Origin of the sequence: Kribbibacterium absianum (assembly GCF_030067705.1) — a bacterium.
GTDB lineage: Bacteria > Actinomycetota > Coriobacteriia > Coriobacteriales > Atopobiaceae > Kribbibacterium > Kribbibacterium absianum.
In genome coordinates this window covers 375,096-391,293 of record NZ_JASJEX010000003.1, presented here as the reverse complement: position 1 = coordinate 391,293, position 16,198 = coordinate 375,096, and the positions used below count along the sequence as shown (strand labels likewise).

The following is a 16,198-nucleotide window of genomic DNA, read 5'->3' as shown; positions in this document are numbered from 1 at the left end:
CCCCTTCTGCAGGAAAGAGGCGACCGAGCCTGTGGGCCCGGCCGCCTGCCACGCGACCTCGGTGTGTTTTGTACGTGCGTGCGGAAAGAGGTTTACGCGGCAAGGACGCCGTTCGGGGTCTCGGGCTCGGACTCGCCCAGCTCCTCCTTGGAGAAGCCGAAGAGGTAGGTCACGATCCCAGCGACCACACAGGACACGGCCAGACCAATGACGGAGACCACGAGGTTGCCCGTGCCCCAGCCGGCGTAATTGAGGAAGACCAGGAAGTTCGTGGCGCCACCGAGGGTGGTGAGGGTCGCGCCGAGCAGGCCGGAGACCAGCGCGCCCACCGCGCCGCCGACGAACATGCCGTACATCGTGCGCTGGTAGCGGAGCAGGACGCCGAACAGCGCGGGCTCGGTCACGCCACCGAGGACAGCGGCGACCACGGCGCCCCACGCCTGGCCCTTCTCCTCCGGGTCCTCGAGACGGAGCGCGGCACCGATCGCGACGCCCCAGACGGCGCACATGGCGCAGTTGGTGGAGACGAACAGGAACGGGTCGTAGCCCACCTCGGTGATGGTGACGATGGCGAGCATGATCACGGCCACGTGCATGCCGGCAACGACCATGAGCTGCCAGAAGGCGCCCAGAAGGGCCATGGCGATGAGCGTGCCGAAGCCGCCGAGGTTCTGCAGGCCAAAGAGGAAGCCGGCGACCAGGCCGCCAAGGAAGTTGCCGAGCGGCGCGAGCGCGAAGAACATCACCGGCACCATGATGGCAAGCGTCAGGAACGGCACGAAGATGGTGGAGAGCACGTCGGGGATGACCCTCTTCATGGTCTTCTCGACAAAGTAGAGCACCGGCAGCGAGAGCATGATCGGCAGCACGGACTGCGAGTAGTTGGCAGCGGCCAGATTGATGCCGTAGATGCTGATCATGCCGCCCTCGGCCGCCGCCGCGATGATCGTCGGCGAGATCAGGATGCCGCCGCAGAGCGCGCCAAGCATCGGGTTGGCGCCCAGCTTCTTGGCGCCGGCGTAGCCGAGGTACAGGGGCAGGAAGTAGAACGCCGCATCGTACATCGTCGTGTACAGGAACGTGTACGCGGCGCTGTCCTCGGCCAGGACGCCGAACATCTGCGGGCCGAGCACGGCCGCCAGGGTGCGGAAGAGGCCGCCGACCATCATGACCGGGATCAGCTGCACCATGGTGCCGGCCATGAAGTCGAGAACCGCGTCCCAGACGCCCTTGGGCGTGAGCTTCTGCTTCTCCGCAGGGGCGTCGAGGCTCTCGTCGACGGAGCCGCCGCCGGTCACGCCAAGGGCCACCGCGGCCTCGTAGACCTTGGGCACGTTCTGGCCGATGATGACCTGGCACTGGTCGCCCGCCCACTTGAGGCCGAGCACGCCCTTGACGTTCTTCACCGCCGTCTCGTCCAGCTTGGACTTGTCCTTGATGGACAGGCGCAGTCGGGGCATGCAGTGCGTTGCGGCGGAGATGTTCTCCTTGCCGCCGACCGCCGCGAGCACGTCCACAGCGATCTGCTTGTTGTCCACAGCCATGGTTTCCTCCCTTATTGGGCTGCTTTGCTCCCCGCCTTGCTGTGGTCCCTACGGTAATCTGAATGACCGCTGGACCGTCGTTCGCTGCTGTTTACTAAACCGCTCAAGAACGTTCAATGCCCTGTACCTGCGGAAACGTCGGCGCTCACTGCTCCGGATGCAAGGATCCCGGCCTAAGGCACGCCCGCGCGACGGCCTCGTGCCACTGGGCGAGGCGCTGTGTGCGCCACGCGTCGTCCGCTGCGCGCGCGACGCTCCCGAGCTCTCGGTGCCGGGCCACCGCGTTGTCCGAGTAGAGCCCCACGGACTGCCCTGCCAGCGATGCCGCCCCGCCTGCGGACAGCTCGCCCAACGACGAGACGCCCACCTCGCTGCCCGCCAGGTCCGCCTGCCGCTGCATGATCCATCGGTTCTGGCTGGCACCTCCGTCCGCGGCCAGGAACGGCACCGCAAAGCCCGTGTCAGCGCGCATCGCGTCGACGATGTCCGTGACCTGCAGAGGGATCGACTCGGCGCAGGCGCGGACCATCTCGTTGCGACCGGTGGTGCGCGTGACGCCGGTGAGCAGGCCGGTCGCCTGCGGGTCCCACCACGGCGCGCCGAGGCCCGTGAACGCCGGCACAAAGAACGAGCGGTCCTCTCGGTTGCTGTTCTCGGCCAGCTCCGCGACCTCTGCCGGCTCGTCGATCAGCTGCATCTGGTCTCTGAGCCACGTGATCACGGCCCCGGAGTAGTTGACGTTACCCTCGAGCACGTAGTCGCACTCGTCGCCGATGCGCCAGGCCATCGACGTGACGAGGCCGTGGCCGCTGCGCACCAGCTCGGGCCCGGTCTGCATCATGACCGAGGAGCCGGTGCCGTAGGTGACCTTGACGTCGCCGGGCTTGGTGCAGCCTTGAGCGAAGAGCGCCGCCTGGGAGTCGCCGAGGACGCCGCAGATGGGCACCGGGTCGTCGAAGAGGCCGCCCATCGTGGTGGCGCCGAAGCGCGCGTTACTCGCACGCACCGGCGGCAGCGCGCCGATGGGAACGCCGAAGAAGGCGCAGAGCTGGGGGCTCCATTGGCCGGAAGCGAGGTCCAGCAGCTGTGTGCGGCACGCGTTGCTCGGCTCGGTGGCGAAGACCCGGCCCTTCGTGAGCTTGAAGAGCAACCAGCTGTCGACAGTGCCGAGGCACAGGGTGCCGTTGTCCGCGGCCTCCCGCACCGACGGGACGTTCCGGAGCAGCCACGCCATCTTCGCGGCCGAGAAGTACGGGCTGAGCGTGAGGCCCGAGAGGCCCGGGACGGCCCCGGCGCCCACGGGGTCGGCGGCTCGGAGCTCCTCCACCAGGCCCGCTGCGCGGCCGCACTGCCACACGATGGCGTTCGCGAGCGGCATGCGGCTCTCCCGATCCCAGGCCACACAGGTCTCGCGCTGGTTCGAGAGGCCCACCGCGCGGACCTCGCCCGCGCGCACGCCCACCGAGGAGCACACGTCACGAGCGGCGGCGAGCACGTTCGTGACGATCTCCTCCGGGTCGTGGCTGACCCAGCCCTTCGCGTTGACCAGCTGACGGTGCGGCCGCGCGACCTTTGCCACGCAGGCCCCGTCGCCGTCGAACAGGACGGCCTTGGTGCCCTGGGTGCTCTGGTCGATGGCCAGCACAAAGCGCCGCTCATCCATGTCGCTCACCTCCGTGGCAGGATGTGACATCACCCGGCGGGTAATGTCACGTTGCGAGATTTATGCCGTTGCGAGATTTATGCGAGAGCCAGCGCCGTTGCGCTTAAGGCGATGCCCGCCGTATCCAGGCCGTAGTGCGCGAAGACCTGCGCGCTCGTGCCCGTCACCACCGGCGCGTCCGGCAACGCCAGGGTCCTCACCGGGCGCGGGCACCTCTCGCCCACCAGCTGGGCCACCTGCGAGCCCACGCCTCCGTAGGGACTGGCCTCCTCCACCGTCAGCACGGCGCGACAACGCTCGGCCACGCGCAGCACGGTCTCGGCGTCCAGCGGTTTCACCGAGCAGAGGTCCACCACGGAGGCGTCGACGCCCTGCTCGGCCAGGAGGGCGGCCGCGTCGACGGCCGGCTTCACCAGCTCGCCCAACGCGAGAATCGCGACATCGGAGCCCTCACGCAGCACCGTGGCCGTGTCCAACTCGTAGCCGCAGTCCGGCCCGTACACGTCCTCCACCGGGTTGCGCCCCACGCGGATGTACGCGGGCTCGCGGTCCTCCAGGAGCTGGCGCACAAGGGCCGCCGTCTGGAACCGGTCGCTCGGCACGTACACGCGCATGCCGGGGATCGCGCACATGGCGGCGAGGTCCTGCGCCGAGTGATGGCTCATGCCGAGCGCGCCGTAGGACACGCCGCCGGAGATGCCGATCAGCTTCACGTTGGTGTGCGAGTACGCGACGTCCACCTTGCACTGCTCGTAGGAGCGCGTGGTGATGAAGCACGCGGGCGACACGGCGAAGCTCTTCTTGCCGCACGCGGCCAGCCCGGCGGCGATGCCCACCAGGTCCTGCTCGGCGATGCCCACCTCCACCGACTGCTCGGGGTACGCGTCAAAGAACGGCGTCATCGAGCCGGACCCCCGCGAGTCCGAGCAGAGCACCACCACGTCGCGGTCGGCCCTCGCCGCGTCCATCAGCACCTCGCAGATGGCCGCGCGGTTGGGAACAGCGTTAGCCACGGCACGCCTCCGTTTCTGCCTTCTGCGCCTCGAAGTCCGTCAGAATCCGCGCGTGCTGCTCGTCGCTCGGCAGCTTGTGGTGCCATCCGGCCTGGTCCTCCATGAGCGGGGATCCATAGCCCTTGATCGTGTGGGCGATGAGCACGGTCGGTTTGCCCACGGTACGGGCGGCCAGGTCGAAGGCGTCATCCAGCGCCGCGAGGTCGTGCCCGTCTACGTCGATCACGTTCCACCCAAAGCTGCGCCAACGGTCGCCGAGCGGCTCCGCGCACATCACGTCCTCGGTGCGGCCGCTGATCTGCAGCCCGTTGCGGTCCACGAGCGCGCAGAGGTTGTCCAGCCGGTAGGTGCCGGCGCTCATCGCGCCCTCCCACACGGACCCTTCGGCCAGCTCGCCGTCGCCCATGAAGACGTAGGTGCGGTAGTCGCGCCGGTCCATCTTTGCGGCGAGGGCCATGCCCACCGCCACCGGCAGCCCGTGCCCCAGTGACCCGGAGTTCATCTCGATGCCCGGGAGCTTGTTGTTGGGGTGGCCGATGTAGGGGCTCTCGTAGGCGTTGAACCGGGCCTTGATGTCGTCGAGGTCCAGGTAGCCTCCTTCAGCGAGCACGGCGTAGAACGCCTCCATCGCGTGGCCCTTGGAGAGGATGAAGCGGTCGCGGTCGGGGTCGTCGAGCATGTCGGGGCCCATGTTCAGGTGCCGCTTGTACAGCACGAGGAGGGCGTCGATCACGGACATGTCGCCACCGATGTGGCCACCGCCACCCGCGCAGATAATGTCCACGCAGTCCCGGCGAAGGTCCCAGCGCAGCGTCTCGAGCTCATCAAGGTCGCAGCGGGTCAGAGCCCGGCGGGTGGCTCGTCTCTCGGTTGTCGTCACGTCACTCACCCCTCAGATAGGCCTCGACCTGCTCTGCAATCGGGTCGTAGAGGTCCGGCTCGATGCCCAGGTACTTGCAGGCCTCATAGAGCACGGGAACGACGTCCTCGTGGATTCCCGTGCAATGGTGGATGTAGGGGCCCTCGACGACCTTCTTCTCGAGCCGCTTGATGTTGTCCACCTTGACCCACAGATAGGTGCCCATGCCGCGCGGCCCGTCGATGCCCTCCGCCGTGCCGAGAAGCAGCGAGTACCTCCCGTGGTCGCCGTCAAAGCGGGCCAGCGTCACCCGCCCGTGCTCGGCCTCGGCCGTGACCGCGCCGTTGTGGTCGAACGCGAGCGGCACCGTGATGCGCGGCTTCTCACGCGCAACCGAGCAGGGCCAGGGGCCGCAGTGTTGGAGCAGCTCGCCTTCCGGGTCGTCGGGGTGGCGAATTGTCCAGTCGGCGAAGAAGGAGCGGGTGCGACCCATGGCCGCTGCCTCGACCATCAACGAAGTGATCGCGCCGTGCACGTCCGCCTCGCAGCAGATGGGCGTGCCCTCCTCGTTGAGGATCGCGTTGGCCGCACAGGGCATGATGCCCAGCTCGTGCTGCAGCTCGTTCCAGCACTGGATGCAGCCGGCGGTGCAGTGGTAGCGCTTGAGCATGCGACGCGTCGCCACGGCCATCGCGGCGACGGTCTCTGCCTGCTCCTCTGAACAACAGAGGTCGAAGTCGCGGCGCACCTCCTCCAGCTGCCTCTCGAGGTCGCTCGTCCCGTCGCCGACGTTCTCGAGCTTCACCGCCTCCACCATGCGGGTGAGCTCCGGCAGCGGCACGGGCACCACCTCGATGCCGAAGCGCTCGATCAGCTCGCCCTCGTTGTACATGGTCGAGTAGAACTCGTAGGGGCGGGGGCCGATCTGCAGGATGCGGGCCTCGCGCATCGTCTTGACGACGTTGCAGACGGCGAGGAAGTCGCGGACCCCGCGCTCGAAGACCGGGTCCGTCACGCGACAGTTGGTCAGATAGGTGAACGGCACGTTGAAGCGGCGCAGCACCTTCCCGGTGGCGAAAAGGCCGCACTGGGTGTCGCGCAGACGCGTGCCGTCCGGCTCGGGACGCTCGTCCAAGGGACCCCAGAGGAGCACCGGCACCCCGAGGTCCTGGGCCAGGCGCGCGCAGATGAACTCGGTGCCGAAGTTGCAATGGGGCAGGAAGAGCCCGTCCACCTTGGCCTCGCGGAACTTCTCGAGCACGCGGAGCCGGTCGTCCTCGTCAAAGAGCAGGCCCTCCTCGTTGATGTCGTCGATGTCCACGAACTCGACGCCCAGTTCGCGCAGGCGGTCGGCGATGATGTCGCGGTACAGGCGGGCGTCCGGCGCCGAGAAAATGCTCCGGCGGGTGGGCGCGTAGCCGATGCGGATCGTGTCCATGGCTCCCCTCTCTTGGCAGGCGTCGGTTCCATTGGGTTCCACCTGCGGTTTTGTGACTTCCGTGTGTCTCAAGGATAAGAAGGGGGCCATTTGCTGAATTCCAGCTGAGGATTTACTAAACTCCGCTACTAAACCGAGCGATGAACGCCCTTGTGAGGTGAAGCGCCGTGGCCGTGTGTGAAGCTACCAACGTCCATCCAGCTGGTCTTGAGCCGGTCGTCTACGGCCGCAAGGGAGGGCGTCTGATGAAGGTGACGGCGCGCGACGTGGCGCGCGAGGCCCATGTCTCGCCGGCAACGGTGTCGCTGGTCTTTCGCGGGAAGCCGGGCGTGAGCCGGGCGACCCGCGACCATGTGCTGGCCGTGGCCAAGGAGCTGGGCTTCGAGTACGTGGCAGGGCCGTCCGAGAGGTCTACCAACACGATCCTGCTCGTCGTGTTCAAGCGCACGGGGCAGGTGGTGGCCGAGACGCCGTTCTTCGAAGAGCTGATCGGCGGCGTGGTGGACGCGGCGGCGCGGCACGGGTACCCCGGCACGCCGGCGTCTTACTTCTACGGGCGCGAGAGCGCGTCCGAGCAGCTCAAGACGCTCCGGTCCATCCGCTGTTCCGGACTGATCCTGGTGGCGACCGAGGCGCTCGCGACGGACGTGTCGCAGTTCGAGCACCTGGGCGTGCCGATGGTGCTGCTCGACAGCTGGTTCCCCACCAAGAACCTGGACTCCGTGGTCATCGACAACCTGCGCGGCGCCTACGACGCGGTGCGGTACCTGGTGGCGCGCGGCCATGAGGACATCGGCTACCTGCACTGCGGCGTGCCGATCCGCAACTTCCTGGAGCGGCAGAGCGGGTTTGTCTCGGCCATGCGCGAGGTGGCACCGAGGACCGAGCAGGCGCCGCCCATTGTGCGCGTGGGGTCCACGATCGACGAGGCCTACGAGGACATGAAGGCCTACCTGCAGACGGGTCCGCACCTCTCCACCGCGTACTTTGCCGACAACGACATCGTGGCCGTGGGCTGCATGCGCGCTCCGTGAGCGCGGCGTGCGGGTCCCAGAGGACGTGTCGATCATAGGGTTCGACGACATGCTGCTGGAGGAGGACATCTCCCCCACGCTGACAACGATGGCCGTGCCCAAGCGCCCGATGGGCGAGCTGGCCGTGAGCCGGCTGAACGACCTGATCAAGGGCGAGACGAGCGGCGAGATCGTGCGCGTCTCCGTGCAGACGGAGATCGTGGAGCGCGCGACGGTCCGCGACCTGCGCAAATGATTGATGTGCATTTAGGGACAGTCCCCAAATGCACATTGCGCTGTTGATGTAGGGGACGGACGGCGAGCCCGAGAGGAAAGAGGAGCACACCATGGTACGCACCGAGCAGACGCTGAAGGACCCCGCCGGCCTCCACGCCCGCCTGGCCGTGAGCTTGGCGGAGTGCGCCAAGCGGTTCGAGAGCGCGCTGACCATCCGGTTCAAGGGCATCGAGGCCCGCGCCGACGACGTCCTGCAGCTGATGCAGATCGACGCCAACGAGGAGGACGTGCTGCTCCTCTCGGCAGAGGGCCCCGACGAGCAGGCGGCCTTGGAGGCGCTGAGCGGCACGCTGGCGTCCAGCTGCTGACCGCGGACGCTTCGGAGAGAGCCGTTTGTCCGCACCTGGACGCTTCGGAGAGAGCCGTTTGTCCACGCTGCACCACGATGGAGCGTGGACAAACGGCTTTGACCGAAGCGTCCACGCGAAGCGGCCCCGGAAGCGCAGCGCTCCCGGGGCCGCTCTCTTCTCGACGCCTGGCGCCGCTACCGCACCGTGATGACCGGCTGGCCCACGGACACCGGCCCCGGCGCCACCGGCTCCACGGCGTCGTACTCGGCCGTGTTGGAGATGAGCACCATGACCTCGTCCGGGTGCCCGGCGGCCTTGATTTTCGCGCTGTCGAACGAGATGATCGGCTGGCCGGCCTTCACCTGGTCGCCCTGCTTGGCCCACATGGTGAAGCCCTCGCCCTTCATCTCGACGGTGTCCACGCCCACGTGGATCAGCACCTCCACGCCGTCCGGCGACTTCAGGCCGGCCGCGTGGCCGGAGCCCATCATCGCGGTGAGCTCGCCGTCCACCGGCGCGTAGACCACGCCGCCGCTCGGCCTGATCACGATGCCCTGGCCGAGCATCCCCTCGGCGAAGACCGGGTCCGGGGCGTCCGCCAAGGCGACGGCCTCACCGGCGACGGGGCAGAGCACGGTCATCGGCTGCGGCGTGCAGGCGACGGCGGCCGGCTTAGCGGGGGCCTGCTTCGCCGGGGCTGCCTTCTTGAGCTTGTCGAAGAATCCCATGGTACGCTCCTTATCAATCAGTACACTACCTGCAAAAGTGCTCCGTCCCCTTTTGCAGGGTCACAGCCCTTCCGCGCCGTTGGATTCGATGATCGTCTTGTACGCGTAGTAGCTGTCCTTGGGGACCCGCTCGAGCGTGCCGGAGCCGTCGTCGTGCTTGTCCACGTAGATGAACCCGTAGCGCTTGCGCATCTCGCCGGTGCCGGCGCTCACCAGGTCGATCGGCCCCCACCAGGTGTAGCCGATCAGGTCCACGCCGTCCTCGATCGCGGCCGCCATCGCCGCCACGTGCTTCTGCAGGTACGCGATCCGGTAGTCGTCGTGAACCCGACCGTTCTCGTCCGGCTCGTCCAGCGCGCCCATTCCGTTCTCGACCACCATCAAAGGAATCCCGTAACGGTTGTAGATCTCGTTGAGCGCGATGCGCAGGCCGGTCGGGTCGATCTGCCACCCCCAGTCCGTGCTCTCCAGATACGGGTTCTTGCCGCCCATCGACATGTTGCCGCTGGTCTCTTCCAGCTCGTGGACCGAGACCACGTTGCTCATGTAGTAGCTGAAGGTGTAGAAGTCCACCTTCCCCTGTTCGAGCAGCTCCAGATCGCCCGGCTCGATGTGCAGCTGGACTCCCTCCTCGGCCCACACGCGCTCGGCATAGGCGCCGTAGGCGCCACGCACCTGCACGTCGGAGCAGTACCAGTTGGCCTTCTGCATCGCCTGCTGGCAGAGCAGCTGGTCGGCCGGGTCGGACGTGAGCGGGTAGTACTGCAGGAAAAGCGCCATGTTGCCCATCTTGAGCTCGGGATAGTGCTCGTGCGCGTACTTGACCACCGCAGCGCTCGCCAGGAACTGGTGGTGCAGCGCCTGGAAGCGCACCTGCGCGGACACGTCCATCACGCCGAGCGGTCCTTCAAGCCCCTGCACGACGCCCTCCGAGAGCACGGCGCCAAAGGGCATCACGGACGAGTTGATCTCGTTGAACGTGAGCCAGTAGGTAACCTTGTCATGGTAGCGGTCGAAGACCGTCCGGCAGTAGCGCTCGAAGAAGCCGATGAGCTCGCGACTCGCCCAGCCGTTGTACTTCTCGACCAAGGCGTAGGGGATCTCGTAGTGCGACAGCGTGACCAGCGGCTCGATGCCGTGGGCGAGCAGCTCGTCGAACACGCGGTCATAGAACTCGAGACCGGCCTCGTTGGGCTCCGCGTCGTCGCCGTTGGGGAAGATGCGGCTCCAGCTGATGGACATGCGGAAGACCTTGAACCCCATGCCTGCAAAGAGCTCGATGTCCTCGGCGTACCGGTGATAAAAGTCGATGCCGTCGTGGTTGGGGTACCACGCGTCCTCGTCGATGGTCACCGTGAGCTGGCGCGGGGTCTCGTGCGTGCCGCCGGTGAGGTGGTCGTCGATCGAGGGGCCGCGGCCGTCCTCGTCCCAGGCGCCCTCGAACTGGTTCGCGGCGGTGGCGCCACCCCACAGAAAGCCGTCGGGGAACGGCGCGGTGCGGTCAGCCATGGGCTGGTCTCCCTTCTCTGAAACACTGCTGAGCATCATTATTAGGAGACGAGCGGCGCGATGGGCCGCGAGCTGGTTTTACTAAACCATTGAGCGGAGGCACGAGATGGCGCAAACGGTGATCATTCGCGCCGACGACCTAGGTTACTCCCCCGGTGTCAACACCGGCATAGCGGCTGCGGTCGCGGCTGGCTCCGTGGGATGCGTGAGCGTCCTCTGCGTGCCGGGGCTCTGGACCGAAGAAGGCCTTGCGAGCCTTGCCGGACGCGACGTCGCGCTCGGGGTGCACTCGTGCATCTCGAACGGCCGACCGGCCGCAGGAGCCGCTGCGGTGCCTGCGCTGGTGAACGAGACGGGAGCGTTCCGCTCGTCGCGGTTCTATCGGAGCGCCGAGCAGGACCCGGTGCCGCCGGAACAGGCGCTCGCAGAGATTCGCGCGCAAGTGGCCTGGTTCACCGAGCACACGAGTCGCCGGCCCGACTACCTCGACATCCATGCGGTGCCATCCAAGAGCCTCTCGACCGCAGCGGAGCAGGTCGCCGCCGAGATGGGGCTGCCGTTTCTCGGCTTCGGCATCGGTGAGACGCACGCGGTGGGCCGCGCGAACCTGCGGCTTCACCTGCCGCCGAGCCACACCGCGCCGTACGACCCGTGGGCGTCGCTGGCAGGCGCGCTGGACGTCGCGCCCGAGGACACGGCCCTCGTCCACGTGACCCATCCCGGCTATGTGGACGCGCCGCTCCTGCGCAGGTCGGGCCTGACGGAGAACCGCGCCTGGGAGGCGGAGATGCTGTGCTCGGCAGAGCTGCCCGACTGGCTGGCGAATCGCAGGGCACGGATGACGGACCTCCGCGCCATTCTCTGACCGAACATGGGAAAGGTCACCCGAGCCCTTGGGAAGCTCGGGTGACCCCCTTCTCAATATAAACTCATATAAATAAGAGATGCTTGATGCGGCTCCCAAGTGTCCCAGTGGCGGCAGGATTCCGACCGTTCACGCGCTCTTCAGGGTTAGATACCGGCCTTCACCAGGCGCTTGTACAGCGTGATGAACTCCACGGCCATGAGGCGCACGGTCTCGGTGCCGGCCATCTGGTCCTCCGCGTGGAGGAGGATCAGCGGGGCGTCCGGGTCGCGCTCGCCGGCCGCGTCGGCCTGCAGCAGCTTCATGTGCACGTCGTGGCCCTCGGCGTACGCCTCGTCGCCCTGCTTGATCAGGTCCTCGGCCTCGTCGAACGCGCCCTCGCGGCCCTTGGCCATCGCGTTCACGAAGCAGCTCTTGGCGGTCCCCACCGCCGCGATGATCTGAAAACAGGTCATCTGGAGCTCGTTCATATCATCCATGGTTCTCCCTTTCTCGCCATGTAAAGGGGGACGGAGCGTTTTTGCAGATACGTCTTTGCACTGCCTGTAAAAGTGCTCCGTCCCCATTTGCAGGTGCTAGTTCATCTCGGCCAGCGCGGCGTCCAGGATCTTCGGCGCGTTCATGCGGCCGCGCCTGGCGGGGCCAGCCGCCGGCCGGGGCCGGCGGGCGCTCCGGCTAGTTCATCTCGGCCAGCGCGGCGTCCAGGATCTTCGGCGCGTTCATGCGGCCGTAGTCCACCATCGCGATGACCTCGACGGGCTTGTCGGTGGCCTTCTGGAAGTCGCCCTTGGCATAGCCGATCTGGGGGCCGAGCAGCAGGATGTCGGCGGAGTCCAGATTCTCCATGGCCTCGGCCATCGGGCGGGCCTCGATCGTCACATCGAGGCCGCGGTTCTTGGCCTCGGCCTGCATCTTCTGAACGAGGAGGCTCGTGGACATACCGGCGTTGCAGACGAGCATGATCTTCTTCATGGAACGCTTCTTTCTCTTGGAACGCTCTGCTTTCTCATAGGACAAGGGCCGGGCAAGGGCAGGGAGGACGCCCCTGCCCGGCCGTGATGCGGGAACTTACGCAGCCTGAGCGTGGCCGGCGGCCTCGTTGGCCTGCTGCTCGAGCTCGAGCTGGTGCTGCTGGGCCTTCTCGGAGACCTTCATGAACGGCAGGTAGATGGCCATGCCGATACCGATCTCGATGACCTGCCACACCGCGGCGCGCCAATCCATACCAGTGGAGAGCAGCGCGGAGAGCACCGGCGGGGTGGTCCAGGGGGCCTGGACGACGCAGGGGCTGATCCAGCCAAGGCAGGTGAGGCCATAGGTGGCGGCGATGAAGATGTCGGGCACAATCACGAACGGGATCATCAGCGGGATGTTGTACACGATCGGGTAGCCGTAGATGACGGGCTCGTTGATGTTGAAGATGCCGGGCAGGATGGAGAGCTTGGCGATGTCGCGGGACGCCTTGTGCTTGGAGAAGATGAAGGTGTCGAGCAGGAGCATGAGCGTGCAGCCCGAGCCGCCGATGAGGGCGAAGGAGTTGATGATCTGCATGTTCATGTAGTGGTCGGCCGGGATCGGCTCGCCAGCCGCGTAGAGAGCCATGTTCTCGACGATGACCATCGTGAGGATGGGCTCAGCCAGCACGCCGGAGATCGTGGACTGGTGGATGCCGAGGCAGAAGAGCAGGTTGGCGACCGTGTAGATCACGATGACGGCCCACGGGCCGGCGTTCATGAGGCCCATGAGCGGCGCGGACACCGCGGTGGAGATGATGGCCGGCAGGTTGGTGCCGAAGAGGCCCTGGAGCAGCGCGGAGAACACGGCGAAGATCGACAGCGTGATCAGCATCGGGAGCATGACCGAGAAGGACTTGCCCACCGCGGGCGGGATGCCCTCGCCGAGGTTGATCTGCAGGTGCTTGTTGTTGGAGAAGGCGATGAACACGGTGGTGGCCACGAGGCCGATGATGATGGCGCAGAAGAGGCCGTTGGCGCCCGTGTTGGTGGTGGAGATCATGCCGGTGACGTCGCCGGTGTAGCTGATGGTGTCAGCGGTGGCGCCGAGCACGGACGCGTCGAGGGTCTGGGACGCGACGGCGGAGTCGCCGGAGCTCACGGCATAGGTGAGGTTGGCGACCGCCGTGGTGAGCGTCTGCGGAAACATGATGACCATCGAGCAGATGGAGACCACGAGGCAGGCGATGGCGTTGCCGAAGCGCTTGTTGTTGGCCAGGCAGTAGCCGATGACGCCGCAGAGCAGGATGGCGGCGAAGCTCAGCGTGCCGAGCGTGACCGCGTTGCCCCAGTACTGGGCAGCCGCGAGGGCGTCATCCGTGAGGAACAGCGGGAAGACGACGTTGTTGATGAGGACCGCGATGCCCGCCAGAATATAGATGGGCATGATGGTTGCGAAGCCGTCGCGCAGGCTGCGCAGGTGAACCTGGTTGCCGATCTTGGCCGAGACTTCCGCGAACTTGTCGAGGAAGGACTGACCGCCTCCACTTGCCATAACGTTCCCTTTCTCTCTCTGGGGCCTCCCTTAAGCCCCCGCGCCCGTGTCCGGGCCCTTTCACCGTACCTTCAGAGACCTGTCAGCACGCGACAGACCGCTGATTGAAACCGTTGAACGCTTTAGTCGATCACGTGAGTGGTCGCGACCTGCTTGAGCCAGTCGGCGCTCTCCTTCAGCCGCCGCCGGTAGTTCTCCATCAGGTCCACTTCCACGAAGCCGTAGCGGTTCTTGAACGCGTTGGACCAGGACCAGTTGTCGATGACGCCCCAGTAGTGGTAGCCCACGCAGTTGGCGCCGTCGTTGATGGCCCGCGCGATCCACTCCAGGTGCTGGCGCACGAAGTCCACGCGGTAGGGGTCCTGGATGCGGCCGTCGGCGCCGCGGTGCTCGTACTCGCGCTCCACGCCCATGCCGTTCTCGGAGACGAACCACTCGAGGCCCGGGTAGTCCTTGGCCGCGGACATGCCGAAGTCGTAAATGCCCTTGGGGTAGACCTCCCACCCGCGGCTCTCGTTCATCACGGCGTCGGGCCACCGGTACGGGTCCGCGAAGATGGGGCAGCCGTTCTCGGCGGTGTCCTTGGCCGGGGCCTGGACGCGCTTGGGCTGGTAGTAGTTGCAGCCGAGCCAGTCCACGGTGCCGCGGGCGAGGATCTCGTCGTCGCCGGGGCGCACGGGGAGCACGCAGCCGCGCTCCTGCAGGGTCTCGATCACGTCCTGGGGCAGCTCGCCCTTGGTGACGAGGTCGAGCCACCAGCGGTTGTTGATGCCGTCGGTCATGCGCACGGCCTCGAGGTCGGCCGGGCTCGGGTCTTCCTTGGTGTAGGGCGGCATGAAGGCGTTGATGAGGCCGATGCGCGCGCCCTCGACGAGCTTGCCGGCCGACTGCAGCTCGCGGAAGGCCTGGACCGCCATCGAGTGGGCGATCGAGATGTTGTACTGGACGGCGCGGGCCCGGTTGAAGTTCTTGTACTTGGGCCACCAGTTGCCCTCTTCGTAGCGCTGCTCGGGCTCGACGGTGGGCTCGTTGAACGTGAACCAGTACTTGACCTCGCCGCCGAACTCCTCGAAGGCGGTGCGGGCGTAGTGCGCGTAGGCCTCCACGACCTCGCGGGACTCCCAGCCGCCCTTCCGGAAGAGGTAGGTGGGCATGTCGAAGTGGTAGAGGTTCACGAAGAGGTCGAGGCCCGCGTCGCGCACGGCCGCGAACAGGCGGTGGTACCACTCGGCGCCCTCGGGGTTGAGGTTGCCGTCCTTGTCGAGCAGGCGGCTCCACTGGATCGAGGTGCGCATCGAGTCAAGGCCGAGGTCGTTCTTCAGGATGTCGAGGTCGCCCTCGTACATGGTCATGAAGTCGTTGCCCACGTACGAACCGACCTTGTTGTAGAAGTCGTCGATGTTCTCCATGGACCAGGTGTCCCAGATGTTCTCGAGCTTGCCGCCCTCGTGCCAGCGCCCCTCCGTCTGGGGGCCGGACATCGCGGCGCCAAAGAAGAAATCCTCCGGAAGGGTGAGGTTCTCGGCCATGGCGCTCCTCTCTCTGCGTCGTCTGAAGCGTTCCTGTCCGCTCCGTTGGCAGAATTGTAGCGCTCTACTTCTCAATGCCAAGCGCTATTTCGTGTTTGAGAGAGGTTTCTTTTTGTGAGCGGTCTTAATCCTGCCCTGAGCGGTTATCGTGTACTTGTGCACGTCAAAGTGGCCGATTGGAGCGCTCCAATGCCGAAGTACGAGCAGATCGCTCAGGACATTCGCAAGTCGATCGAGGACGGCGCGCTCGCGCCGGGCGACCGCCTGCCCACCGTCGTGGAGCTGTGCGACCTGTACGGCGTGAGCAAGATCACGGTGCGAAAGGCCGTGGAGCAACTGGCCGAGCAGGGCTTCGTCTCGAGCCGACGCGGCAGCGGCACCTACGTGAAGGCGAGCCCGGAGGCCCAGGGCTCCGAGAACAGTGCGCACGGCGGCGACGCCCTGTACATGGGGCGCAAGGACCGCTCCATCGGCTTCATGCGCGAGCACCAGAACGACGGCACCGTCACGAGCGACATCTACGAGTTCGAGGTGGTGGAGCCACCGGCAGAGATCGCCCAGCGCCTCGACATGGAGCCGGGGGGCTTCGCCTACCACGACGTGCGCGTGCGCCGGCTGGACGGCGTGCCCATCGTGCAAGAGGACACCTACATGCCGCTGGACCTGGCGAGCGGGCTCAAGCGACAGCACCTGGAGACCTCGATCTACGACTTCCTGCGCAACGAGAAGGGCCTCAAGCTCTCGAGCTTCCACCGCATCATGCGCGCCGTCGCCGCAAGCAAGGTGGAGGCGGAGCGGCTGGACATCAAGCCCAACGACCCGCTGTTCGAGATCGAGCAGATCGGTTTTCTGGACGACGGCGTGCCGTTCGAGTACTCCGTCTCGCGCAACGTGGGCTCGCGCACGGAGATGCACGACGTGAACCTGACGTAGGGCCGGTGC

Annotated in this window: 16 protein-coding genes; 5 read left to right on the top strand and 11 right to left on the bottom strand. The window is 66.6% G+C overall.

All coding sequences use genetic code 11. From position 1 onward, the window contains the following. Positions 1-92: 92 nt before the first annotated feature. The 5 genes from QJ043_RS07545 to QJ043_RS07525 all read right to left on the bottom strand — a co-directional run bounded on the left by QJ043_RS07545 (position 93) and on the right by QJ043_RS07525 (position 6,517). Positions 93-1,544: a PTS transporter subunit EIIC gene (locus QJ043_RS07545; protein ID WP_283713049.1), complete on the bottom strand. Its 1,452-nt coding sequence runs from the start codon at positions 1,542-1,544 to the stop codon at positions 93-95. Positions 1,545-1,689: 145 nt separating this feature from the next. Further along, positions 1,690-3,207 carry an FGGY-family carbohydrate kinase gene (locus tag QJ043_RS07540; protein WP_283713048.1) on the bottom strand — a complete coding sequence of 506 codons (1,518 nt, stop codon included), beginning with the start codon at positions 3,205-3,207 and terminating at the stop codon, positions 1,690-1,692. Between the two features lie 77 nt (positions 3,208-3,284). Then, complete coding sequence (locus QJ043_RS07535; protein ID WP_283713047.1) at positions 3,285-4,220, bottom strand: transketolase family protein; 936 nt, start codon at positions 4,218-4,220, stop codon at positions 3,285-3,287. Next, complete coding sequence (locus QJ043_RS07530) at positions 4,213-5,100, bottom strand: transketolase (protein ID WP_283713046.1); 888 nt, start codon at positions 5,098-5,100, stop codon at positions 4,213-4,215. The genes QJ043_RS07535 and QJ043_RS07530 overlap by 8 nt, the downstream gene beginning before the upstream one ends. 1 nt (position 5,101) lies before the next feature. Beyond that, on the bottom strand, positions 5,102-6,517 hold the full coding sequence (locus QJ043_RS07525) for an L-fucose/L-arabinose isomerase family protein (RefSeq protein WP_283713045.1): 1,416 nt from the start codon (positions 6,515-6,517) through the stop codon (positions 5,102-5,104). Between the two features lie 167 nt (positions 6,518-6,684). On the opposite strand from QJ043_RS07525, the gene QJ043_RS07520 reads away from it, so the two are divergent. The 3 genes from QJ043_RS07520 (at position 6,685) to QJ043_RS07510 (ending at position 8,135) form a co-directional block, all read left to right on the top strand. Continuing rightward, positions 6,685-7,551, top strand: coding sequence for a LacI family DNA-binding transcriptional regulator (locus QJ043_RS07520; RefSeq protein WP_283713044.1), 867 nt, complete (start codon positions 6,685-6,687; stop codon positions 7,549-7,551). A gap of 49 nt (positions 7,552-7,600) precedes the next feature. Further along, the gene (locus QJ043_RS09830; protein ID WP_283722788.1) at positions 7,601-7,786 is read left to right on the top strand and encodes a substrate-binding domain-containing protein; all 186 of its coding nucleotides are present in this window, start codon (positions 7,601-7,603) and stop codon (positions 7,784-7,786) included. 91 nt (positions 7,787-7,877) lie between these two features. Next, positions 7,878-8,135: an HPr family phosphocarrier protein gene (locus QJ043_RS07510; protein WP_283713042.1), complete on the top strand. Its 258-nt coding sequence runs from the start codon at positions 7,878-7,880 to the stop codon at positions 8,133-8,135. Positions 8,136-8,311: 176 nt separating this feature from the next. Here the strand turns inward: QJ043_RS07510 and QJ043_RS07505 are convergent, their stop codons facing one another. Together QJ043_RS07505 and QJ043_RS07500 are read right to left on the bottom strand one after the other, a co-directional pair. After that, positions 8,312-8,845 carry a PTS sugar transporter subunit IIA gene (locus tag QJ043_RS07505; RefSeq protein WP_283713041.1) on the bottom strand — a complete coding sequence of 178 codons (534 nt, stop codon included), beginning with the start codon at positions 8,843-8,845 and terminating at the stop codon, positions 8,312-8,314. Between the two features lie 60 nt (positions 8,846-8,905). After that, positions 8,906-10,354: a glycoside hydrolase family 1 protein gene (locus QJ043_RS07500; RefSeq protein WP_283713040.1), complete on the bottom strand. Its 1,449-nt coding sequence runs from the start codon at positions 10,352-10,354 to the stop codon at positions 8,906-8,908. A 106-nt stretch (positions 10,355-10,460) separates the two neighbouring features. On the opposite strand from QJ043_RS07500, the gene QJ043_RS07495 reads away from it, so the two are divergent. Continuing rightward, positions 10,461-11,219: a ChbG/HpnK family deacetylase gene (locus QJ043_RS07495; protein WP_283713039.1), complete on the top strand. Its 759-nt coding sequence runs from the start codon at positions 10,461-10,463 to the stop codon at positions 11,217-11,219. Between the two features lie 146 nt (positions 11,220-11,365). Here the strand turns inward: QJ043_RS07495 and QJ043_RS07490 are convergent, their stop codons facing one another. The 4 genes from QJ043_RS07490 to QJ043_RS07475 all read right to left on the bottom strand — a co-directional run bounded on the left by QJ043_RS07490 (position 11,366) and on the right by QJ043_RS07475 (position 15,256). Then, positions 11,366-11,698, bottom strand: a complete 333-nt coding sequence (locus QJ043_RS07490; RefSeq protein WP_283713038.1) for a PTS sugar transporter subunit IIA — start codon at positions 11,696-11,698, stop codon at positions 11,366-11,368. Positions 11,699-11,894: 196 nt separating this feature from the next. Then, positions 11,895-12,191, bottom strand: a complete 297-nt coding sequence (locus QJ043_RS07485) for a PTS sugar transporter subunit IIB (protein ID WP_283713037.1) — start codon at positions 12,189-12,191, stop codon at positions 11,895-11,897. A 96-nt stretch (positions 12,192-12,287) separates the two neighbouring features. Continuing rightward, positions 12,288-13,727, bottom strand: coding sequence for a PTS sugar transporter subunit IIC (locus tag QJ043_RS07480; RefSeq protein WP_283713036.1), 1,440 nt, complete (start codon positions 13,725-13,727; stop codon positions 12,288-12,290). Between the two features lie 122 nt (positions 13,728-13,849). Beyond that, positions 13,850-15,256: a glycoside hydrolase family 1 protein gene (locus QJ043_RS07475; protein ID WP_283713035.1), complete on the bottom strand. Its 1,407-nt coding sequence runs from the start codon at positions 15,254-15,256 to the stop codon at positions 13,850-13,852. A 189-nt stretch (positions 15,257-15,445) separates the two neighbouring features. Here QJ043_RS07475 and QJ043_RS07470 point away from each other — a divergent pair, with 189 nt between their 5' ends. After that, the gene (locus QJ043_RS07470) at positions 15,446-16,189 is read left to right on the top strand and encodes a GntR family transcriptional regulator (protein ID WP_283713034.1); all 744 of its coding nucleotides are present in this window, start codon (positions 15,446-15,448) and stop codon (positions 16,187-16,189) included. Positions 16,190-16,198 lie beyond the last annotated feature (9 nt).